This is a genomic window from Paraburkholderia sp. Ac-20340 (assembly GCF_017104965.1).
Lineage (GTDB): Bacteria > Pseudomonadota > Gammaproteobacteria > Burkholderiales > Burkholderiaceae > Paraburkholderia.
Genome location: NZ_JAAGPR010000018.1, coordinates 106479 through 126644, shown reverse-complemented (window position 1 = coordinate 126644; position 20166 = coordinate 106479). Strand labels below are relative to the sequence as shown.

Here is a 20166-nt window from a genome sequence, read left to right as displayed (position 1 = left end):
TGGATAGAGCCGGAATACTGCAGCCTGTCCCGGTGGCGATATGACTACAATCCGCTGATTCACTTGATTTTTATTGAGTTGCACCGAAATTCGTGTATTAAGTTTTCACGGATAATTGGTCCGCCAGCATCGCGCAACGTCCACACCGCTCGTTGTCCAGCACCTCTCCCTGCTTTCAGCCGACGCCGTCCTGGCGGTCTGCCGACTCCCCTTCCCGCATTCCGATTAGCGACACAACGTCGCAGCTAAAACACTGTTTCGCGCCGCGACCTCCGCATTCGTCTTTTACCAGGCGGCAGCAATGGCGGCCCTCGAGCACGGCATCGGTACGCGCGCCTCTCGCGTCAGGGGTCGCAAGCGATTTTTAGCGTTCATACGCCATACCTGCTCCACAGTATTTAAGTAGGTGAAAACCCTAGGATTGCGGTAAAATCCCAACCTTCGAAGGGATCAACCGCTATGCCGCACCGTTTCCAACTACTTGAAAAGTTTGCCTTTTCCATCGTCGTCATGTTTGCCGTGATGTGCTCGAGCTACATCGCGTGGGAAAGCTCGCCCGATCTGCGCGAGAACGTCCAGGTGGGCAAGGAACTGTTCCTCAAGAGCGGCGAATACACCTACGCCTGTTCGACCGTGACGGCCGATCCCTGCGCGCAATTCCCGGTCGAGTAAGTTTTCGAAATGCAGTAACACGCGACTTCAGACACCGCGCTGAATTCGCCGCGCGCGCCCACGGCGCCGCGCTTCCAGGCCAATGCGTCTGCCCGCTTTCGCGCTCGCAGCGCAGCCCACGGGTGACTCGGGATTGATTCCCTTCCCGTATCGACTAAGCTCGAATCTGGTTTCGCCTCCGAGCCTGGTCGACATGCTCATCCGCGTCCGTACGCGCAGCGGCCTTGTGGCCGTGAGCGCCGCCTTCCGCCGTCTTGGCCCGGCTCTGCTGCTCGCGCTTGCAAGCGCCTGCACGGTCACGCCGCCGCCTCGGCCGTTGCTCATCATTCCGCCGCAAGCGATCAACAGCACGACACTCGACGACTATCGCGCACAGGTTGCGAAGCGCATCGTCGAGCGCAATCCGTCCCGCGTGCTGCGCGGCTCGCCGCAAGCGATGCTGCGCTCGCTCGTGGTGGTGTCGTTCACCGTGAACCGCGAGGGACAGGTTGTGAAGTCATCGGTCTATCGCACCAACGGCGACGACGATGCCGAAACCACCGCGCTCGCCACGCTGCGCCACGCGCAGCCGCTGCCCGCGCCGCCGCCGCGCCTGCTCAACTCGGTCGGCCAGATCGAGTTGTTCGAAGACTGGCTCTTCAACGACGACGGCAAGTTCCAGTTGCGCACGCTCGCCTCGCCGCAGGCGCAGAACTACAACTGAACCGGCGTCGATCCGCGCAACGCGCAGGCTTGCAGCCGCCTTGCTGCGGGCCGCATCCGATCGTTATAATTTTTCGCTATCCCCTGCCGGCTTCGCGCCGGCTTTGCCTGTGTGCCGCGCCCATCCGCGTGGCGGCGCAGCGCCTCCCGACCGTGATGTAAAGCTGGATCCCGCTCGCCTTGCGCGAGCCTTGCGCCTATCCGGCGCGCGCGCCAGCCGGTCCCGCTTTCGCGCGCACAGTTGCCGCTGTGCGATGCATACTGACGAATCGTTGCCGGATCAAGGATGCCGCCGTCGCGCACGCTGCGCCTCGCCCGCCCTGCCGCTTCGAGTCATGAACAAAGACGCCCGCGCCGTGCCGATTGCGCAAAGCGCACCCACCGCGCCCGCCGCCGCCTCATCAAACGGCGACGCCCGGCACGTCAGCGCGCGTCACAACGACTGGAGACCCTTCGATGTCCACCTCACCGCTTTCGTCGGCGAGCGCCGATCAGCCCGACGCCGCCCGCCAGCAGAGCACCGCACGCGTGATCTTCGCGAGCTTTATCGGCACCGCGATCGAGTTTTACGACTTCTATGTGTACGCAACGGCCGCCGCGCTCGTGATCGGTCCGGTGTTCTTCCCGCACGGTTCGGCCACGGCGCAGGCGCTCTCGGCGTTCGTCACCTTCGGCATCGCCTTTATCGCGCGTCCGATCGGCTCGTTCCTGTTCGGCCATTTCGGCGACCGTATCGGCCGTAAATCGACGCTGGTGGCTTCGCTGCTCGTGATGGGCCTCTCCACCACGCTGATCGGTTTCGTGCCCGGCTACGACTCGATCGGCAGCCTCGCGCCGATCCTTCTCTGCGTGCTGCGCTTCGGCCAGGGCATCGGTCTGGGGGGCGAATGGGGCGGCGCGGCGCTGCTCGCCACCGAATACGCGCCGCAGGGCAAGCGCGGCTGGTTCGGCATGTTTCCGCAGCTTGGGCCGTCGGTGGGCTTTCTCGCCTCGAACGGCCTGTTCTTCGGCCTCGCCTCCACGCTCTCCGACCAGCAGTTCCGCGACTGGGGCTGGCGCGTGCCGTTCATCGTCTCGGCGGTGCTCGTCGCGCTGGGGCTCTACGTGCGCCTGAAGATCGCCGAAACGCCCGCGTTCAAGGCCGCGATCGAGCGCGAAGAACGCGTCAAGGTGCCGGTCGCGACGCTGCTCGGCAGCTACTGGTGGCCGACGATTCTCGGCGCGCTGGCGATGGTGGTCTGCTACACGCTGTTCTACAACGCCACGGTGTTCTCGCTTTCGCACGGCGTAACGGCGCTGCATATTCCGCGTCCGACTTTCCTCGGCATGCTGTGTATCGCGGTGGTGTTCATGGGCATTGCCACGCCGATCTCGGCGGCGTTGAGCGATCGCTTCGGCCGCCGCCCGGTGCTGATCGTCGGGTGCATTCTGGCGATTCTCTCGGGCTTCACGATGCAGCCGCTGCTCGGTAGCGGCTCGCTGCCGCTGGTGCTGCTGTTCCTCGTGATCGAGCTGTTCCTGATGGGCGCGACCTTCGCCCCGATGGGCGCGCTGCTGCCGGAACTGTTCCCCACCAGCGTGCGCTACACGGGCGCGGGCGTGGCCTACAACCTGGGCGGGATTCTGGGCGCGTCGGTGGCACCGTATATCGCCCAGCAACTGGCCGCGCGCGGCGGTCTGTCGTGGGTCGGCGCGTATGTGTCGATCGCGGCCTGCGTGAGCCTCGTGGGCGTGCTCTGCATGCGCGAGACGCGTCATACCTCGCTGACCTGATTCGCTGCATCGCAGAAACGAAAAAGCGGAGTCCGCATCGGCAGACTCCGCTTTTTTTTGATCTTTTTGATCACTAGGGACGCGCGCGCGGCGTGGCTATACTCGATTCAACGAGGTCAGCGCATCTGCGCACGGGAGGCCGACGATGAACCTGCATCTGAGCAATGCCGATGTCGTTCTGATGATCGCCCTTGCGCTGGGCATCTCCCTGTTTCTCGCCTTCCGTTTGCGCACCACCACCTGGCGCGCCGTGGTGCTGGAAGCGCTGGTGGCTAACGTCGCGGCTGTCGCAGCGGTCGTCGCCGTCGAGATGCTGCTGGCGTAACGGTCATTGCCAGCCGCATCCCGGCAGGCGCTCATCGATAGTAGTAGCCGTGGTGATAGCCGCCGCCGTAGTAGCCGGGGCCGCCCGGAACAACGATGCATCCGGCCAGCGACGCTGCAAGCACTGCACCCGCAATCAGGGTAAGCGTCAATCGTTTCACTTCGTTCTCCCATCGAGTCAATGTCTGGTGTCCTGCCCGGCCGTGATTGGCGTTGCGGGCTGCGGACAGTTCAGATTGAACACGACGGCGATCCCCTGAGGCGTTGCAATTTGTAAGCAGCAGTGTGGCCTGTGTTACAGCCGGCGCGCGCCAGCCCGCCGCTACGAGCTATTCACGCCGCATGCTGCACGCAACGGCGACACTTTTAACAACTTCGTAATCGAGTTACGGCGCGAGTTAAGGCGCGAGTGACTGCACGAGCAAGCACTTAGAGATCGCTCGCGCCCAACGAAAACGGCCCGCCGTCTGCATCAGACGAGCGGGCCGTTCGGCGTACGAATAGCGATTCGAGCCGATCAATGCACCGAATCGAGCGGTCCTTGTGCGTCGCCGCCGGTACGCGCGGGATACACGCGATCGACCGCATCGAGCGCCACGGAAACCGGCGGCACGTGATGGCCGTCGCCGATCGAAATCGAACGGTTGGGCGCGCGCACGCCCAGATGCTCGGCGTTGGTCGCGATAAAGATCATCACCGTGGGCTTGAGCAGCGCGTGGCCCAGATGCACGAAGCCGGTGTCCGTGCCCACCACGAGCGCGCTGTCTTCGATGCGCTGCGCCACCTGCGTCACGCTCAGACGCGGCAGGATCGTCGCGCCGGGCACGAGCGCGGCGATCTGCTTCGCCGTCTCGTGTTCGGCATCCGAGCCCCACGGCAGCTCGATACGCAGGCCGCGCTTGACGAGTTCATTGCACAGCTCGCCCCAGTGCTCGACCGGCCATTTTTTCTCTTCCTTCGACGTCGCGTGGAAGATCAGCGCGGTAGGCGCATCGGGCGCGGGCAGCGCGTTACCGTCGCGCGGAATGCGCATCTGGAAATCGGGCGGCGTATCGATGGTGTAGCCGAGCGCCTCGCCCGTGCTGATGCGCATGCCCAGCCACGCATCGCACTTCGGACGCGGCCCGAAACGGCCGTTGTACGCGAACGCCGCGCCCTGCTCGCCCAGATCCTGCGCGAGATAGCCAAAACGCCGCTTGCCGCGCGCAATGAAGGCGATGATCGCGCTCTTGTAGACACCATGAATATCGATGATGGCGTCGTAACGTTCGGCGCGCAGTTCGGCGATCGAATCCCAGATCGCCTTGAAATCGCTCCAGCGGCGCGCCTTCTTGAAGCGGCGCAGCGGCGCGCAGAGCACGCGGTCGATCCCCGCATTCCAGTGCACGATCTCCGCGAAAGCGTCGTCCACGGCCCAATCGACCTTGGCGCCGGGGAATTTGCGCTGGACATCGGCCACGACGGGAAGGGCCTCGACGACATCGCCAAGCGAGGTCACCTTGACTATCAAAACTCGTTTCATTGTGCTGCGGACCGCGAGATCCGATTTCGATGATTTGCCGGCATTTTTCCCGAGATTTTAGCGGACCGGGGCGTCCGTCAGAGGCGAAATCTGCGAACGTTTGCGTATTTCATCGGACCCCGCTTTGGCGAGAACGAAAAAAAGCCCGGCGACATGTCGACAGCCGATTGCTCGAACCGCCAACATGCGCCGGGCCGGGTGTGGCATGGCTGATCTACGCCAGCGCGCCTTGCACCAGAATCAATAGATCACGACGGGCGCGGGCCGCATGTACATCGGCCGCGCCGGAACGACGACGCAACCCGCCAGCACGATGGCCAGCGCCGCCGCAGCGAGCAGTTTTCTGCTCATGGTGTTTCTCCTTGCCGATGGAACCGCTTATGCACGCTCAAGCGGATTCAAGCGATCTCAAGCGATCTCGAACTCAAGCGGCCCAGTGCCCTTCGACCCAGCGCCAGTTCGGGCCGTGTGCGATCCAGTGGCCCGGTACCCAGTGATAGCCGACGCGCTCGGCCTGCCAGTGGCCGGCGATCCACACATAGCGGCCGTGGTCCCAGCGCCAGTGGCCCTTGTCCCACGCATAGCCGACACGCGGTGCGGGCACGACTTCGACGCGCTCGACGGGCGGCGGCGCGCTCGGCTCGACCACGACGATTTCAGCGAAAGCGGGAGCGGCGACAGCGCACGTGCCGGCAGCGACGATAGCGGCCTTCGCAATCAGCAGGCGGATGGAATTATTCATGTTGATCACCCTTCGAGTTGGACGCCATGAGTGGCGTTACCCGATCAATGCGCGAGCGCGCACCTGGGCTGACAACGGCCGTGTAACCGCTGCGGGTCAAGTGAAACTGAATATTTCGGTAAGGTAAGGAATGCTGCGCGCGTTCCCGCCTTCGAACGAAGGCGGGAACGCGCGCAGCGTGGGAACGCGGCGCACCGGAAACATCGGCGCCGCGCTCGCCGCGAGGCTCAGGCCTGCGGAATTTCGATCTTGACCTCGAGCACTTCGAGATCGTCCTGACGCTCCAGGCTCACGCGGATGTCTTCATCGGAGATCTTCACGTACTTCGAGATCACCGCAACCAGTTCGCGTTGCAGGGCCGGCAGATAATCGGCGGGCGGATGACCGCCTGCGCGCTCGTGAGCGATGATGAGCTGCAGGCGTTCCTTCGCTACCGAGGCGGACTTCTTCTTCTCGCCGATAAAAAACGAAAGAAACGACATGACGTGCGCCTCCCTTACTTGCTACCGAACAGGCGCTGCAGGAGCCCCGGTTTCTGGTAATCGGTGAAGCGAAGCGTCTTGTCTTCGCCGAGAAAGCGCGCAACGACGTCCTTATAGGCTTCAGCGACGTCGGTGCCGTCCAGATGAACGGCGGGCAGGCCCTGGTTCGATGCGTGCAGCACCGCTTCCGATTCCGGAATCACGCCGATCAGCTCGATGCGCAGGATTTCCGAGATATCGGCGAGCGAAAGCATTTCGCCTTCGTTCACGCGTTTCGGGCTGTAGCGCGTAATGAGCAGATGTTCCTTGATCGGGTCCTTGCCGTCGATCGCGCGCTTGGTCTTCGACGACAGCATGCCCAGAATGCGGTCCGAGTCGCGCACCGACGACACTTCCGGATTCGTCACGATCAGCGCTTCGTCGGCGAAATGCATCGCCAGCATCGCGCCCGATTCGATACCCGCCGGCGAATCGCAGACGATGTATTCGAAGTCCATCTTGCGCAGGTCTTCGATCACCTTCTCCACGCCTTCCTTCGTCAGCGCGTCTTTGTCGCGCGTCTGCGAGGCCGGCAGGATGAAGAGGTTTTCGCACTTCTTGTCCTTGATGAGCGCCTGGTTCAGGTTCGCTTCACCCTGGATCACGTTGATCAGGTCGTACACGACGCGGCGCTCGCAACCCATGATCAGGTCGAGATTGCGCAGGCCGACGTCGAAGTCGATGACCGCGGTCTTATGGCCACGCAACGCGAGGCCCGATGCGAAACTCGCGCTCGTGGTCGTTTTGCCAACGCCACCCTTGCCCGAAGTCACCACAATGATTTTTGCCATTCCCTTACCTTGCGTTCGTCAGTTTCCCAGTTTGGTCTCATCGCGTGCCGCTCGCACGCGCGCGCAGTTCGCGACGCGTCAGCGGCGACTCAGGTGAGCCTCAACGGTTCGATCAACAGCTTTTCTTCGTCGAGCCGGATCTGCGCCGGCTTGCCACGCACGTCGTCTGAGAGAGGAACTTCAGTGGTACGGTAGATGCCCGCAATCGAAATCAGTTCCGCTTCGAGGCTCGTGCAAAAAATGCGTGCGTCGTGGTTGCCGTGCACACCCGCGAGGGCGCGGCCACGCAACGGCGCATAAATATGGATGTTGCCTTCGGCGATCACTTCCGCGCCATTCGACACCATGCCGAGCACCACCAGATCGCCCTTCGCGTAGACGCGCTGGCCCGAACGCAGCGGACGGTCGACCACCAGCGTGGCTTCGCGCGGCGCGCCGCCGCGCGTGTCGGCGTCGGCATCGTCGTTGCCGGCTTGCGGCACGCGCTCGAGTGCGTCCTGGTCGAACAGTTCGGGTTGGGTGGCGGCGCTGGGCGCGCCTGTAGACTTACCAGCGGCGTCGGAGGCGATCTCTTCGATCTGCGCTTCGGCTTTGGCCGCGCCGCCCGTCACGCGCTTGTCGCGCGCTTCGAGAAACGGCAGGCCCGCTTCCGCGGCCCAGCCATGCTGTTCGGGATGAGCCACCACGCCTATCGGGCGCATGCGCACGCTTTCGAGCAGGCGCGCGATGTCGCCCAGCGCAACCTGCTCGCCATCGGCGAGACGGCGCAGGTCGATGGCTACCGTGTCATTGGCGAAGAACTCCGGCGTCGCCTCGAAGCGCCGCGTGAGTTCGGCGCGCATCGCATCGAGTTCCGTCGTTTTGACGACGAACAGGAGCGTATCGACTGAACCGCTCTTCAGTTCAAAATATGGCGATTTCTTGGGCGACATGGCGATCGGCGAAAAATTTTGCGTATTTTACAGGCGTCGACGCGCACGGCCATTATTTTTAATGGCGCAAAATGCTGCAGCGAAGGGAATGATGAAGGAACAGCGTGCGAACCGCCAGGAGAAGCCGCCGCATGACGCGCGGTGCGCGCATCAGGGCAGCAAAACCCGGCGAGGCAAAGCGGGAATCAGCGCGAAAAAAATGCCGCGCGCCTACTGTGCCGAAGCACGCGGCGCTGCACCGGCGAGATCGCGCATCAGCAGCGTTTCCCATTGCTCGGGCGTCTGCGCGCTGCGCGCGTGGTCGCCGGTGGCGACAAAGCCGAGACGCTCGTAGAAACGCATCGCGGTGATGTTGGTATCGGTCACCCACGCATAGACCTGGGTGGCATTTTCGCTCGCGAGCCAGTCGATGGCCGCATTGACGAGCAGCTCGCCGCCACGCAGATGCCGCACCGCCGGCGCCACCCACAACGCGAACACGAACGCCCGGCGCGCAGGCGCGCTCTCGAAGTTCGCGCCGATCAGGCCGGCCGGATGGCCTTCCGTGTAGAGGATGAACGTGGTGGCGGTATGCGAATCCGCATGACGGGCGGCCGCGGCGTCAAAGACGGCTGCATCGGCAGACAAGGCGTCTTCGAGCGAGTCGCCGAACGCGTAAGGTGCGTCGCGCAGCGAAGCAGTTCGAAGCTCGCGGAGCACGGCACCCTGATCGGCAACGATACGGCGAACGGTCAGTGACGGACTCATGCAGTCGTAAACCCCAATAAAGCACTAACGCGTAGCTTTAACCGAACTGGCCAGAGAGTCAAATCCTTATTTGACAAAAAAGTTCCTTGCACGCCGCGCGCGCAGGACTTGACAGACTGGTCGATGCGCCGCACAGGCCGCTGTATCGCGGCACTCACGCCGCTCAGGTCACTCACGGAGCCTCGTACGCACCCGTGCCGTCCGGCCAGGGCGTGAGCAGTTCGTAGCCGTCGTCGGTGACGGCGACCATGTGTTCCCACTGCGCGGACAGCGAGCGGTCCTTCGTCACGACGGTCCAGCCGTCGCGCTGCACGGCCGTGCCCGCACGCCCCGCATTGACCATCGGCTCGATCGTGAAGACCATGCCGGGCTTCAGGCGCACGCCTTGCCCCGGCTGGCCGTAGTGCAGCACCTGCGGCTCTTCGTGATAGACCTTGCCGATGCCGTGGCCGCAGTACTCGCGCACGATCGAAAAGCCGTCGGCCTGCGCGCGCTTCTGGATCGCGTGGCCAACGTCGCCGAGCGTCGCGCCCGGCTTCACTTCGCGGATGCCCGCGAGCATCGCCTCGTAGGTCGTGTCGATCAGTTGACGGCCCACCGAGCTCGGCGTGCCGACCGCGTACATGCGGCTCGTGTCGCCGAAATAGCCGTCCTTGATCACGGCCACGTCGATGTTGATGATGTCGCCGTCCTTGAGCACCTCGTTGCGGCTCGGAATGCCGTGGCAGACCACGGAATTGACCGAGGTGCAGATCGTCTTGGGAAAGCCGAGGTAGCCGACGTTGGCGGGCACCGCCTTGAGCGTCTTGACGATGTAGTCGTTGCAGATTGCGTCGAGATCGTCGGTGGAGACGCCGGGCTTGACGTGTTCGCCGATCATGGCGAGCACATCGGCGGCAAGCCGGCCGGAAATGCGCAGACGCTCGATGTCGTCGGCGGATTTGTAGGTGATAGCCATCTGAGAACCAAAGTGGGCGCGACGGCGCGCGTAGCGCCTCGCCGCGAATTCATGGGAGCGCCGCTCGAAGGCGCCATTGTACCGGGCGACCCGCGCGGGCCGGACCGCGAATATTCAGATACGTCCGATTGTCTGGGCGCAAGCCGGCAACAAGAATGGGAAATATCTTACAACGACGTGAGCAGAACGCCAGATCATGACCCAATCGCCCTCTTCCTTACCCCTTTCTTCCAGCGCCGATGCCGGCATCGCCGCACCGGTTCAAGCGCCGTTGAACATCCTCATCGCGCTGCCGACCTACGACAACTCGGTGCACTTCGACTTCGCCATGGCGCTGGCCGGCCTGATGGAAACCTTCAAGGCGCGCGGCATCGGCTTCGAGTACATCCATACGGCGTCGTCGCACATCATCCGCGCGCGCAACTTCTTTGCAAACTATTTCCTGAGCCATCCGCAATTCACGCACGTGTTGTTCCTCGACACCGACATGGACTTCTCGCGCGAGGCCATTCCGCGCCTGCTGGCCGGCGACAAGCCGGTAGCGGGCATCGCCTGCCCGTATCGCTACTTCGACGTGGAAAAGAAGATCAGCGCCGACGACGCGGGCCTCTCGCTGCGCGAGTGGCAGGAAAAGACCGTGGACTACAACACGGCGATCCGCACCGATGCGAACGGCAATAGCAGCGTCGATCAGGGCTGGGTCGAGGTGAACCACATCGGCACGGGTATTTTTCTCGTTCGCCGCGACGCCATGGAGGCGATGGCGCCGCTCACGCAGCTTTACCGGCCGCCTGCGCAATACGCCGGCTATCTGCCCGACGGGCGCTTCTACGCGTTCTTCGACACCGTCGGCGAAAAAGGCGTGTATCTCTCGGAGGATCTGTCGTTCTGCCAGCGCGTGCGGGCAGCCGGAATGAGCGTGTGGGCGCTGATCGACGAGAAGATCGTTCATCACGGCGCCTCGGCGATTTCGGGCACCTTCATGCGTTCGCTGGAACGGCGCGGACATGTGCCGGGCTGATGCCGCGTGAATGCAATGCGTGCAAAAGCGCCTGAAAACAGGCGCTGAAAAGCAAAAACCCCGTAGGCCTTTCGGCTTACGGGGTTTTCTAAATTTGGCGGAGAGGGTGGGATTCGAACCCACGGTACGGGGTTACCGTACGCCTGATTTCGAGTCAGGTACATTCGACCACTCTGCCACCTCTCCGGGGTACTGCTGGTTACTGCTTCTTCGGTCTTGGTCGTCGACCGGAGAAGCGAAGATTATAGAACATAAATCAGATCTTGCAAGCCCTTTTTCGAAAAAATTTTCGAGGGTTGCGCAATCCTTGTTCCAGCAACCTTCGCAACCGATCCGAACCTTAGCCAGCCACCGACAGGCGAGCCACGCCGTTCATATACGGACGCAGCACTTCGGGCACGGTGATCGAGCCATCGGCTTCCTGATAGTTCTCCAGCACGGCCACCAGCGTGCGGCCCACGGCCAGACCCGAACCGTTGAGCGTGTGCACGAGTTCCGGCTTGCCCTGGGCGTTGCGGAAGCGCGCCTGCATGCGGCGCGCCTGGAACGCTTCGGTATTCGAGCAGCTCGAGATTTCGCGATACGTGTTCTGCGCCGGCAGCCAGACTTCGAGGTCGTAGGTCTTGGCGGCCGAGAAGCCCATGTCGCCCGTGCACAGCGACATCAGGCGATACGGCAGGCCGAGCTTCTGGAGGATCGTCTCGGCGTGGACGACCATCTCTTCGAGCGCGTTGTACGACGTTTCCGGCGACGTGATCTGCACCATTTCGACCTTGTCGAACTGATGCTGGCGGATCATGCCGCGCGTGTCGCGGCCATACGAGCCCGCTTCCGAGCGGAAGCACGGCGAATGCGCGGTCAGCTTGATCGGCAGCGCGTTGCCTTCGACGATGCTTTCGCGCACCGTGTTCGTCAGCGAAATTTCCGACGTCGAGATCAGATATTGCGTGACGGTGTTTTCCGCGCCGCCCTTCTCCACGCGGAACATGTCCTCGGCGAACTTGGGCAGTTGGCCCGTGCCGTAGAGGATTTCCGGGTTCACGATGTACGGCGTGTAGGTTTCCGTGTAGCCGTGATTGAGCGTGTGCGTGTCGATCATGAACTGCGCGAGCGCACGATGCAGGCGCGCGATCTGGCCGCGCAGCATCGTGAAGCGCGCGCCCGAGAGCTTCGCGCCCGTCTCGAAGTCCAGACCCAGTGGCGTGCCGACATCGACGTGATCCTTCACTTCGAATTCGAACGTGCGCGGCGTGCCCCAGCGGCGCACTTCTACATTGCCGGATTCGTCGCGGCCCAGCGGCACGCTTTCGTGCGGCAGGTTCGGCACGCCGAGCAGCAGATCCGAGAGCTTCGCCTGGATCTCGTCGAGCTTGGCGGCCGACGCCTTCATTTCGTCGCCGATGCCGCCCACTTCGGCCATGACCGCCGAGGTGTCCTCGCCGCGGCCCTTCATCGCGCCGATCTGCTTCGACAGGCTGTTGCGGCGTGCCTGGAGTTCTTCGGTGCGGGTCTGGATGTCACGGCGTTCCGCTTCGAGCGCGGAGAAAGCCGCGACGTCGAGGGTGTAGCCGCGGTCGGCGAGGCGCTTGGCGACGCCGTCGAGGTCTTTGCGCAGCAGCTGGATGTCGAGCATGGGATTGTGAGACGCAGTTTCGTTGTGTGAAGTGTCGATTTTAGCGCACCGGCGCGGGCGGCCCGTGCGCCGTGGCGGTTTTAGGCTGCCGCCGTCAGCCCGCCGCTAACCTTTGCGCTTGCGCTCGCGGATTTCGTCGCGATGCTCCTCGCGCCATTGCGCGTCGAGCTCAGCCAGCCGCGCAAGCTTCTCGCCGATCTTGCCCTCGAGCCCGCGCGGCGTGGGCCGATACCAGTTCGGTTCGCGCATGCCATCGGGAATATAGGTCTCGCCGGCGGCATAGGCGTCCGGTTCGTCGTGCGCGTAGCGGTACTCGTGGCCGTAGCCCAGTTCCTTCATGAGTTTGGTGGGCGCGTTGCGCAGATGGATCGGCACCGCGCGCGACTGGTCCTTGCCGACAAAGCGACGCGCCTCGTTATAGGCGTTGTAGCCGGCGTTCGACTTGGGCGCGACGGCCAGATAGATCACGGCCTGCGCGAGCGCCAGTTCGCCTTCGGGCGAGCCCAGCCGCTCGTAGGTTTCCGAAGCGTCGAGCGTGATGCGCGCCGCGCGCGGATCGGCCAGACCGATGTCTTCCCACGCCATGCGCACGATGCGGCGCGCCAGATAGCGCGGGTCGGCGCCGCCGTCGAGCATGCGGCAGAACCAGTAGAGCGCGCCGTCCGGGTTACTGCCGCGCACCGATTTATGCAGCGCGCTGATCTGGTCGTAGAAGGCGTCGCCGCCTTTGTCGAAGCGGCGCAGATTCTCGGCGAGCGCGCTGCCGAGCAGTTCGCCGTCGATTTCGGTCTTTTTCTGCTGGGCCGCCGCACGCGCGACGATCTCCAGATTGTTGAGCAGCTTGCGCCCGTCGCCATCGGCGGAACCGATCAGCGCGGCCTTCGCTTCGTCGGTGAACGTCAGGCCGCCCAGTTCTTGCGCGGCGCGCGCGAGCAGTTCGCCCTGCTCGTCTTCGTCGAGACTGCGCAGCACATAGACCGCCGCGCGCGAGAGCAAGGCGCTGTTCACCTCGAACGACGGATTTTCCGTAGTCGCGCCGATAAACACGAACAGGCCCGACTCGACGTGCGGCAGGAAGGCGTCCTGCTGGCTCTTGTTGAAGCGATGCACCTCGTCGACGAACACCAGCGTCTGATGCCCGTGCGCGCGGTGCATCTGCGCCTGCTCGACGGCCTCGCGGATATCCTTCACGCCCGACAGCACGGCGGAAAGCGCGATGAATTCGGCGTGGAACGCGTCGGCCATGAGGCGCGCGAGCGTGGTCTTGCCCACGCCCGGCGGCCCCCACAGGATCATCGAATGCGCCTCGCCCGACTCGAAGGCGACGCGCAGCGGCTTGTTGGGCCCAAGCAGATGCTTCTGGCCGATGACTTCGTCGATGGTGCGCGGACGCAACCGTTCGGCGAGCGGAACGTTGCCACGGGTTTCTTCAAACATGTCGTTTTCGCGATAATGTCGGCTTTTCCGGCGGGTGGGTCTGGGCAGCGCCATGAACAGGCTGTTCGCGCCCCTGAAAACGGCCCGCCGCGCCGGATGTAGTCGTGCATTATGACAGTCCGCGCCGCCGCGCGATGTCTGGGGTCAGCTCGAACTTTGCGTGAACCCTACGCACACCATACGAATTCAATACAGATTCAATATAGACAACGCAGAGGACAGCTTTTCCCATGACTGAAAACACGCAAGCCGGTTCGGCCTACGCGCCCAATGTGCCGGTGCCCGACGCGCGCCGCCAGTTCCGCACCGGCGACGCCTTCGCGCTCTGGTTCTCCCTCGGCATCGGCCTGCTGGTCGCGCAGGCGGGCGCCCTGCTCGTGCCGGGCCTGTCGCTGCCGCACGCGCTGCTCGCCATCGGCATCGGCAGCGTGATCGGCGTGGCGCTGCTCGCGCTCGCGGGCGTGATCGGCACGGACACGGGTCTCGCGGCGATGTCCTCGCTGCGCCCGACGCTGGGCATTCGCGGCGCTTCGGTGCCCGCCGTCATCAACATGGTGCAGCTGGTGGGCTGGGGTTCGTTCGAGATCATCGTGATGCGCGATTCCGCCGATGCGCTCGCCAAACAGGCCTTCAATCTCTCGATGCCGCTGGTCTGGACCGTGATCTTCGGCGTGCTGGCGACGCTGCTGGCCGTGAGCGGCCCGCTCTCGTTCGTGCGCCGCTTCCTGCGCACCTGGGGCATCTGGCTGCTGCTCGCGGGCGCCGCCTGGCTCACGTGGAGCCTGCTGGCGCAGCACGACATCGGTGCGCTGATGAAGCGCCCCGGCACCGGCGATATGCCGTTCGGCAGCGCCATCGACCTCGTGGTGGCAATGCCGCTCTCGTGGCTGCCGCTGATCGCCGATTACACGCGCTTCGGCCGTAAAGCCGGCGAAACCTTCCGCGGCACGCTGTTCGGCTATGGCATCGCGAATCTGTGGTTCTACGCGCTGGGCGCGATCTACGGTCTCGCGGCCGGTGGCGGCGATGCGCTGCTCACCACGGCGCTTGCGCAAGCCGGTGGCGGCCTCGCGCTGCTGCTGGTGCTGATCGACGAAATCGACAACGCTTTCGCCGATATCCACTCGGCGGCTGTGTCGACCGGCACGGTCTGGACGCGCGCGGGCGTGCCGTTTCTCTCGGCTGCGTTCGGCGCGATCTGCACGCTGATCGCCCTGATCGTGCCGATGGCGAAGTACGAAAACTTCCTGCTGTTTATCGGCTCGGTGTTTGCGCCGCTGTTTGGCGTGGTGCTCGCCGATCACTTCATCGTGCGCCGCCGCCGCATCGACACCCAGGCGCTCGCCGATATCAACGGCGTCTACGGCTACTCGGGCGGCTGGCACGTGAGCGCGTTCGCCGCGTGGGTGGTGGGCTTCGGCGCGTATCAGGCGCTCAACCAGTGGCTGCCGAATCTGGGCGCGACGTTGCCTTCGCTCGTGATCGGCGCGCTTTGCTATCTCGTGCTCGCGGGGCGCAGCCGCGCGGCTTACGCTTGACGCGCACGCTTTAAAAGCGCAATAAAAAAACGCCACGCTGAGACAACCAGCGTGGCGTTTTTGCTTTCAGGCCTTGAACGAAGGCTTATTCGCGCTTCATTCGCAGTGGCCGCAGCCGCCGTGCGAGTGATCGTGACCATGCGCGTGACCATGATCGTCCGACGGCAGATGCTGCGCAGCCTGCGCCGAGATCCCCAGACGTTGCAGCAGCTTGCGGTCGGCTTCGGCTTGCGGATTGCTGGTCGTCAGCAGTTGGTCGCCGTAGAAAATCGAGTTCGCGCCGGCCATGAAGCACATTGCCTGCAGCGCGTCGTCCATCTGCTCGCGGCCCGCCGACAGACGCACCATCGCCTTGGGCATCGTGATACGCGCGACCGCGATCGTGCGCACGAATTCGAACGGATCGATCGGCTCCGTGCCTTCGAGCGGCGTGCCGGTGACCTGCACGAGATTGTTGATCGGCACCGATTCCGGGTACGGCTCCATGTTCGCCAGCTGCGCGATCAGGCCCGCGCGCTCGCGGCGCGACTCGCCCATGCCGACGATACCGCCGCAGCACACGTTGATGCCCGCGTCGCGCACGCGCTCGAGCGTCTCCAGACGGTCTTCGTACGTGCGCGTCGTGATGATCTTGCCGTAGTACTCCGGCGAGGTATCGAGGTTGTGGTTGTAGTAGTCGAGGCCCGCATCGGCGAGTTCCTTCGCCTGGTGATCTTCGAGCATGCCGAGCGTCACGCAGGTTTCCAGACCCATCGCCTTCACGCCGCGGATCATGTCCTTGATCGGCTCGAGGTGGCGATCCTTCGGATTGCGCCACGCCGCGCCCATGCAAAAGCGCGTCGCGCCGTTGGACTTGGCCGCGCGGGCCGCGTCGAGCACGGCGTCGACCGCCATCAGCTTGCCGGCTTCGAGTTCGGTTTCGTAATGCGACGACTGCGGGCAGTACGCGCAATCTTCCTCGCAACCGCCGGTCTTGATCGACAGCAGCGTGGAAAGCTGCACGGCGTTGGCGTCGAAGTGCTCGCGATGGACCTGCTGGGCGCGGAACATCAGGTCGTTGAACGGCAGCTCGTAAAGCGCCGCAACGTCGGCGACTTTCCAGCGTGCAGCGTCTTCAGCGGCAGCGTGGGCGCTCGGCGCGGTGGCCTTCAGCGAGGTGAGGTCGATGTGGGTTTGCGTCATGGTGTCGAAGTCCTTCGTGACGTTTGACTGTGTTGTTCGCTTCGTCTTGCTGCTTTTTTAGCGCGCCGCCACAGCGGACAGGCGTGCAAGCAACAGATCGATGTTCAGATGTCCGGCCGCGTCGTCGGCGCTCGCACCGCGCATATGCGGCACGACGCCGAGCAGCGGCGCGTCGAATTGCGCCGCCAGCAGCGTGCGCAAGGTATCGATGTTTTCCTCGGGGAAAGTCATGTTCGGGTCGATGCGGTTCGCGACCCAGCCCGCGATCTTCAGCCCGCGCGCGGCAACGGCTTCGGCTGTGAGCAGCGCGTGGCTGATGCAGCCCAGCCGCATGCCGACCACCAGCACGACCGGCAGACCGAGTGCAACAGCCAGATCGGCCGTATCCTCGCGCGGCGTGAGCGGCACGCGGAAACCGCCGACGCCTTCGACCACGACTGCATCGGCGCGCTCGCAGGCGGCGCGATGGCAATCGACGATGCGCGCCATATCGAGCGTCACGCCTTCCAGCGCAGCGGCGATATGCGGCGCGGCCGGCTCCTTGAGCAGGAAAGGCGTGCGCATGTCGGGCGGCAGCAGCACGCTGGCGGCGGCGTCGAGCTGATCGGCGTCTTCGTTGTGCCAGACGCCGTCGCGCTCATACGCGCCCGCCGCGACCGGCTTGAGCGCCGCGGCGCGCAGGCCCGCGTGCGTGAGGCCGCGCAAGAGCGCCGCGCTCACGAAGGTCTTGCCGATCTCGGTATCGGTGCCGGTGACGAAAAAAGAAACCTTGGCCTGGCTCATTACGCGCCCTCCTGTGCCGCGCGGCTTGCGCGTTGCAGCGATTCGTTGAGTCGGTCGAGATCGCCATCCGCATGCGCGGCCGAAAGCGAAATGCGCAGCCGCGACGTGCCCACCGGCACGGTCGGCGGACGAATGGCCGGCACCCACAGGCCATCGCTTTCGAGCGTGGCCTGCAGCGCCAGCGTCGCATCGTTCGAGCCGATCACGAGCGGCTGCACGGCGCTGATCGAATCGACCGGCATCCAGCAGGTGGCCTTGAGCATCGCACGCGTGCGCGCGATCAGATGATTCAGATGCGCGCGCCGCGCGTCGCCCTCTTCGCTGGCGATCAGGCGCAGGCTGGCAGACACCGCATGCGCCACCGCCGGCGACGACGCCGTCGTGAAGATATACGGACGCGCGCGCTGCACGAGCCATTCGATCACGGTCGCATGCGCGCAAACGAATGCGCCCGACACGCCCGCCGCCTTGCCGAGCGTGCCCACCATCACGAGATACGGCGAGCGCAACGCCGCTTCGGCAATCGCGCCGCGCCCTTGCGGGCCGAGCACGCCCAGACCGTGCGCATCGTCGACAACCAGCCACGCGCCGTGTTGCTCCGCCAGTTCGACCAGACGCGCGAGCGGCGCGACATCGCCGTCCATGCTGAATACGGTGTCGCTCACGATCAGCCTGGCGCTAGCGTCGCTGGCGTCGAGCATCGCGCTGAGCGCGTCCATATCCGAATGCGGATAGATCTGGATTTCGGCGCGCGACAGACGCGCGCCGTCGATCAGCGAAGCGTGGTTCAGCGAATCGGAAAAGATCGTCGTGCCGCGGCCCGCGAGCGCGGTGAGCACGGCGAGGTTCGCCATATAGCCGGTGCTGAAATACAGCGCGCGCGGCGCGTCGACGAAACCGCCCGCAAACGCGGCCAGATCGTCTTCGAGTTGCGCGTGCGCGCGCGAATGGCCGCCCAGCAGATGCGAGCCGCCGCTGCCCGCGCCGTAGCGCTGCGCGCCTTCGGCCAGCGCGGCAACCAGTTGCGGATGGGCGGCGAGGCCCAGGTAATCGTTGCTCGCGAAGCCGATCGTCTCGCGGCCATCGACGGTCATGTGCGCGTCGCACGGCGTATCGATGGTGCGGCGGCGGCGGCGCAGGCCGTGCGCGTCGATCTCGCGCAGGCTCGCTTCGAGCGTGTCCAGCAAATGCATCAGAGGTCCTCCGCGACGGTCGCGTCGAAAGTCTCGCGCGTGCGCGCCGCGAGCAGCGCCTGCGTTTCGGTGTCCAGAATATATGGCGGCATCACGTAGACCGTGGTGCCGATCGGGCGCAACAGCAACTCGCGCTGCAAGGCGTTTTCGAAGAAACGGCGCGAGAACGTGCTCGCGCGTGCGGGATCGTCGAGCGCCACGTCGAACGCGAGAATCGTGCCGCACTGGCGCAGATTGCGCACGAGCGGATGCGTTTCGAGCGGCGCGAACGCCGTGCGCAGTTGCGCGGATTTGCGCGCGTTCGACTCCAGCACGCCTTCGCGCGCGAACAGGTCGAGCGTGGCGAGCGCCGCGCGGCACGCGAGCGGATTGCCGGTGTACGAGTGCGAATGCAGGAAGCCGCGCGTGGTGTCGTCGTCGTAGAACGCCGCGTAGATTTCGTCGCGCGAAAGCACGATCGACAAAGGCAGATAGCCGCCGCTGATGCCCTTCGAAAGCGTCAGCAGATCGGGCCAGATGCCGGCCTGCTCGCAGGCGAAGAACGTGCCGGTGCGCCCGCAGCCGACGGCGATTTCATCGGCGATCAGGTGCACCTTGTACTGGTCGCACAGCGCGCGCAGGCCGCGCAGATACGACGCATCATGCATCGCCATGCCGGCAGCGCACTGCACCAGCGGCTCGACGATCAGCGCAGCGATACGGCCTTCGCGTTCGGCGAAGAGTTTTTCGACATCGGCGAGGGCGCGGCGGGCGACATCGGCGGCGCTTTCGCCTTCGCGCGCGAGGCGCGCGTCGGGCGAACCGACTACGTGCGCGTGCGTGAGCAGCGGATCGTAAGCATCCCTGAAGAGCTTCACATCCGTCACGCCGAGCGCGCCGATGGTCTCGCCGTGATAGCTGTTGGCGAGGCAGACGAATTCGCGCTTGTCGCTCGCGCCCTGATTACGCCAGGCGTGGAAGCTCATCTTCAGCGCGATCTCGACCGCCGACGCGCCGTCCGAAGCGAAGAACGCGTGGCCGAGCACGTTGTCGGTGAGCGCCTGGAGATGTTCCGCCAGTTCGACGGCCGGCTCGTGCGTGCAGCCCGCGAGCATCACGTGCTCGAGCGTGTCCAGCTGCGCCTTGAGCGCGGCGTTGATGGCCGGATTGGCATGGCCGAACAGATTCACCCACCACGAACTGATCGCGTCGAGATAGCGCCGGCCTTCGTGGTCGTAGAGCCACGGGCCTTCACCGCGCGAGACGGCGACGAGCGGCAGACGCTCGTGGTGTTTCATCTGGGTGCAAGGGTGCCAGACGGCGCGCAGGCTGCGCGCGATCCAGTCATCGTTGCCTGGTTTGTTTTGCAAGTTCTTGTTTTGCGAGTCCAATTACGGCTCCCGATACGACAGCGCAGCCGAATTTAGCGCGTTCGTTCGCGCAATGCACTACCCCCAAAATGGGCTTTCGAGGCCCGTGGCAGCGGGGTTCGGCGGGGTTTGCGGCAGCTACGCGCACTTCGTTTGCAAAGTGCGGAAATGCGCGTAGATGACGACGACAAAGTGACGCGCGCTTATGCAAAAAAATATGCGCTCGTGCAGGCGAACCAGCGGCTCGCGGGCGGCATCGACCTGATTAATTGGGGATTGAACATGAGATCGCCGCAGGATCGGGCATGAAAAAAGGCGCCGCGTGGCGCCTTTCGAGGTGATCGCG

Annotated in this window: 21 protein-coding genes and 1 tRNA gene; 7 read left to right on the top strand and 15 right to left on the bottom strand. The window is 64.4% G+C overall.

Annotation, left to right across the window (positions count from 1 at the left end; translation table 11 throughout):
• Positions 1-459 precede the first annotated feature (459 nt).
• The 4 genes from G3N59_RS21900 (at position 460) to G3N59_RS21885 (ending at position 3472) form a co-directional block, all read left to right on the top strand.
• Entirely contained in the window at positions 460-672 is a 213-nt protein-coding gene (locus G3N59_RS21900; protein ID WP_205984722.1) for a hypothetical protein, read from the top strand.
• A gap of 193 nt (positions 673-865) precedes the next feature.
• The gene (locus G3N59_RS21895; RefSeq protein WP_205984721.1) at positions 866-1375 is read left to right on the top strand and encodes a TonB family protein; all 510 of its coding nucleotides are present in this window, start codon (positions 866-868) and stop codon (positions 1373-1375) included.
• Between the two features lie 455 nt (positions 1376-1830).
• On the top strand, positions 1831-3147 hold the full coding sequence (locus tag G3N59_RS21890) for an MFS transporter (RefSeq protein ID WP_205984720.1): 1317 nt from the start codon (positions 1831-1833) through the stop codon (positions 3145-3147).
• A 145-nt stretch (positions 3148-3292) separates the two neighbouring features.
• Positions 3293-3472, top strand: a complete 180-nt coding sequence (locus tag G3N59_RS21885; RefSeq protein ID WP_205984719.1) for a hypothetical protein — start codon at positions 3293-3295, stop codon at positions 3470-3472.
• A gap of 31 nt (positions 3473-3503) precedes the next feature.
• On the opposite strand, the gene G3N59_RS37345 is transcribed toward G3N59_RS21885, so the two are convergent.
• From G3N59_RS37345 to map, 8 genes are all read right to left on the bottom strand, one after another.
• Positions 3504-3632: a hypothetical protein gene (locus tag G3N59_RS37345; RefSeq protein WP_277397928.1), complete on the bottom strand. Its 129-nt coding sequence runs from the start codon at positions 3630-3632 to the stop codon at positions 3504-3506.
• Positions 3633-3988: 356 nt separating this feature from the next.
• Complete coding sequence (gene waaC, locus G3N59_RS21880) at positions 3989-4993, bottom strand: lipopolysaccharide heptosyltransferase I (RefSeq protein WP_205984718.1); 1005 nt, start codon at positions 4991-4993, stop codon at positions 3989-3991.
• A 424-nt stretch (positions 4994-5417) separates the two neighbouring features.
• Complete coding sequence (locus G3N59_RS21875; protein ID WP_205984717.1) at positions 5418-5735, bottom strand: YXWGXW repeat-containing protein; 318 nt, start codon at positions 5733-5735, stop codon at positions 5418-5420.
• A 227-nt stretch (positions 5736-5962) separates the two neighbouring features.
• Positions 5963-6217, bottom strand: coding sequence for a cell division topological specificity factor MinE (gene minE / locus G3N59_RS21870; protein ID WP_205984716.1), 255 nt, complete (start codon positions 6215-6217; stop codon positions 5963-5965).
• 14 nt (positions 6218-6231) lie between these two features.
• Complete coding sequence (gene minD / locus G3N59_RS21865; protein ID WP_205984715.1) at positions 6232-7047, bottom strand: septum site-determining protein MinD; 816 nt, start codon at positions 7045-7047, stop codon at positions 6232-6234.
• An 89-nt stretch (positions 7048-7136) separates the two neighbouring features.
• Positions 7137-7979: a septum site-determining protein MinC gene (gene minC, locus G3N59_RS21860; RefSeq protein WP_205984714.1), complete on the bottom strand. Its 843-nt coding sequence runs from the start codon at positions 7977-7979 to the stop codon at positions 7137-7139.
• 210 nt (positions 7980-8189) lie between these two features.
• Positions 8190-8726: a GNAT family N-acetyltransferase gene (locus G3N59_RS21855; protein WP_205984713.1), complete on the bottom strand. Its 537-nt coding sequence runs from the start codon at positions 8724-8726 to the stop codon at positions 8190-8192.
• A gap of 172 nt (positions 8727-8898) precedes the next feature.
• On the bottom strand, positions 8899-9684 hold the full coding sequence (gene map, locus G3N59_RS21850) for a type I methionyl aminopeptidase (RefSeq protein WP_205984712.1): 786 nt from the start codon (positions 9682-9684) through the stop codon (positions 8899-8901).
• Between the two features lie 196 nt (positions 9685-9880).
• On the opposite strand from map, the gene G3N59_RS21845 reads away from it, so the two are divergent.
• On the top strand, positions 9881-10705 hold the full coding sequence (locus G3N59_RS21845) for a hypothetical protein (protein WP_241023716.1): 825 nt from the start codon (positions 9881-9883) through the stop codon (positions 10703-10705).
• A 95-nt stretch (positions 10706-10800) separates the two neighbouring features.
• Here G3N59_RS21845 and G3N59_RS21840 read toward each other — a convergent pair.
• The 3 genes from G3N59_RS21840 to G3N59_RS21830 form a co-directional block, all read right to left on the bottom strand.
• A tRNA-Ser gene (locus G3N59_RS21840) sits at positions 10801-10891 on the bottom strand.
• 154 nt (positions 10892-11045) lie between these two features.
• The gene (serS, locus tag G3N59_RS21835) at positions 11046-12338 is read right to left on the bottom strand and encodes a serine--tRNA ligase (RefSeq protein WP_205984711.1); all 1293 of its coding nucleotides are present in this window, start codon (positions 12336-12338) and stop codon (positions 11046-11048) included.
• Positions 12339-12443: 105 nt separating this feature from the next.
• The gene (locus tag G3N59_RS21830; RefSeq protein ID WP_205984710.1) at positions 12444-13775 is read right to left on the bottom strand and encodes a replication-associated recombination protein A; all 1332 of its coding nucleotides are present in this window, start codon (positions 13773-13775) and stop codon (positions 12444-12446) included.
• A gap of 230 nt (positions 13776-14005) precedes the next feature.
• On the opposite strand from G3N59_RS21830, the gene cytX reads away from it, so the two are divergent.
• Positions 14006-15313 carry a putative hydroxymethylpyrimidine transporter CytX gene (cytX, locus tag G3N59_RS21825; RefSeq protein WP_205984709.1) on the top strand — a complete coding sequence of 436 codons (1308 nt, stop codon included), beginning with the start codon at positions 14006-14008 and terminating at the stop codon, positions 15311-15313.
• Between the two features lie 96 nt (positions 15314-15409).
• On the opposite strand, the gene bioB is transcribed toward cytX, so the two are convergent.
• The 4 genes from bioB to bioA are packed head-to-tail and all read right to left on the bottom strand — an operon-like array spanning position 15410 to position 19748.
• Positions 15410-16495 carry a biotin synthase BioB gene (gene bioB / locus G3N59_RS21820; protein ID WP_205984708.1) on the bottom strand — a complete coding sequence of 362 codons (1086 nt, stop codon included), beginning with the start codon at positions 16493-16495 and terminating at the stop codon, positions 15410-15412.
• A 57-nt stretch (positions 16496-16552) separates the two neighbouring features.
• A complete protein-coding gene (bioD, locus tag G3N59_RS21815; protein ID WP_205984707.1) occupies positions 16553-17278 on the bottom strand; it encodes a dethiobiotin synthase in 726 nt (241 codons plus the stop codon).
• Positions 17278-18471, bottom strand: coding sequence for an 8-amino-7-oxononanoate synthase (bioF, locus tag G3N59_RS21810; protein ID WP_205984706.1), 1194 nt, complete (start codon positions 18469-18471; stop codon positions 17278-17280). The genes bioD and bioF overlap by 1 nt, the downstream gene beginning before the upstream one ends.
• Positions 18471-19748: an adenosylmethionine--8-amino-7-oxononanoate transaminase gene (gene bioA / locus G3N59_RS21805; protein WP_241023714.1), complete on the bottom strand. Its 1278-nt coding sequence runs from the start codon at positions 19746-19748 to the stop codon at positions 18471-18473. The genes bioF and bioA overlap by 1 nt, the downstream gene beginning before the upstream one ends.
• Positions 19749-19988: 240 nt before the next feature.
• On the opposite strand from bioA, the gene G3N59_RS21800 reads away from it, so the two are divergent.
• Entirely contained in the window at positions 19989-20129 is a 141-nt protein-coding gene (locus G3N59_RS21800; RefSeq protein ID WP_205984704.1) for a hypothetical protein, read from the top strand.
• Positions 20130-20166 lie beyond the last annotated feature (37 nt).

Coding starts and splice junctions, on each gene's coding strand:
- G3N59_RS21900 (WP_205984722.1), top strand. CDS start 460: ATGCCGCACCGTTTCCAACTACTTGAAAAGTTTGCCTTTTCCATCGTC.
- G3N59_RS21895 (WP_205984721.1), top strand. CDS start 866: ATGCTCATCCGCGTCCGTACGCGCAGCGGCCTTGTGGCCGTGAGCGCC.
- G3N59_RS21890 (WP_205984720.1), top strand. CDS start 1,831: ATGTCCACCTCACCGCTTTCGTCGGCGAGCGCCGATCAGCCCGACGCC.
- G3N59_RS21885 (WP_205984719.1), top strand. CDS start 3,293: ATGAACCTGCATCTGAGCAATGCCGATGTCGTTCTGATGATCGCCCTT.
- waaC (WP_205984718.1), bottom strand. CDS start 4,993: ATGAAACGAGTTTTGATAGTCAAGGTGACCTCGCTTGGCGATGTCGTC.
- G3N59_RS21875 (WP_205984717.1), bottom strand. CDS start 5,735: ATGAATAATTCCATCCGCCTGCTGATTGCGAAGGCCGCTATCGTCGCT.
- minE (WP_205984716.1), bottom strand. CDS start 6,217: ATGTCGTTTCTTTCGTTTTTTATCGGCGAGAAGAAGAAGTCCGCCTCG.
- minD (WP_205984715.1), bottom strand. CDS start 7,047: ATGGCAAAAATCATTGTGGTGACTTCGGGCAAGGGTGGCGTTGGCAAA.
- minC (WP_205984714.1), bottom strand. CDS start 7,979: ATGTCGCCCAAGAAATCGCCATATTTTGAACTGAAGAGCGGTTCAGTC.
- G3N59_RS21855 (WP_205984713.1), bottom strand. CDS start 8,726: ATGAGTCCGTCACTGACCGTTCGCCGTATCGTTGCCGATCAGGGTGCC.
- map (WP_205984712.1), bottom strand. CDS start 9,684: ATGGCTATCACCTACAAATCCGCCGACGACATCGAGCGTCTGCGCATT.
- G3N59_RS21845 (WP_241023716.1), top strand. CDS start 9,881: ATGACCCAATCGCCCTCTTCCTTACCCCTTTCTTCCAGCGCCGATGCC.
- serS (WP_205984711.1), bottom strand. CDS start 12,338: ATGCTCGACATCCAGCTGCTGCGCAAAGACCTCGACGGCGTCGCCAAG.
- G3N59_RS21830 (WP_205984710.1), bottom strand. CDS start 13,775: ATGTTTGAAGAAACCCGTGGCAACGTTCCGCTCGCCGAACGGTTGCGT.
- cytX (WP_205984709.1), top strand. CDS start 14,006: ATGACTGAAAACACGCAAGCCGGTTCGGCCTACGCGCCCAATGTGCCG.
- bioB (WP_205984708.1), bottom strand. CDS start 16,495: ATGACGCAAACCCACATCGACCTCACCTCGCTGAAGGCCACCGCGCCG.
- bioD (WP_205984707.1), bottom strand. CDS start 17,278: ATGAGCCAGGCCAAGGTTTCTTTTTTCGTCACCGGCACCGATACCGAG.
- bioF (WP_205984706.1), bottom strand. CDS start 18,471: ATGCATTTGCTGGACACGCTCGAAGCGAGCCTGCGCGAGATCGACGCG.
- bioA (WP_241023714.1), bottom strand. CDS start 19,748: ATGAAACACCACGAGCGTCTGCCGCTCGTCGCCGTCTCGCGCGGTGAA.
- G3N59_RS21800 (WP_205984704.1), top strand. CDS start 19,989: ATGCGCGTAGATGACGACGACAAAGTGACGCGCGCTTATGCAAAAAAA.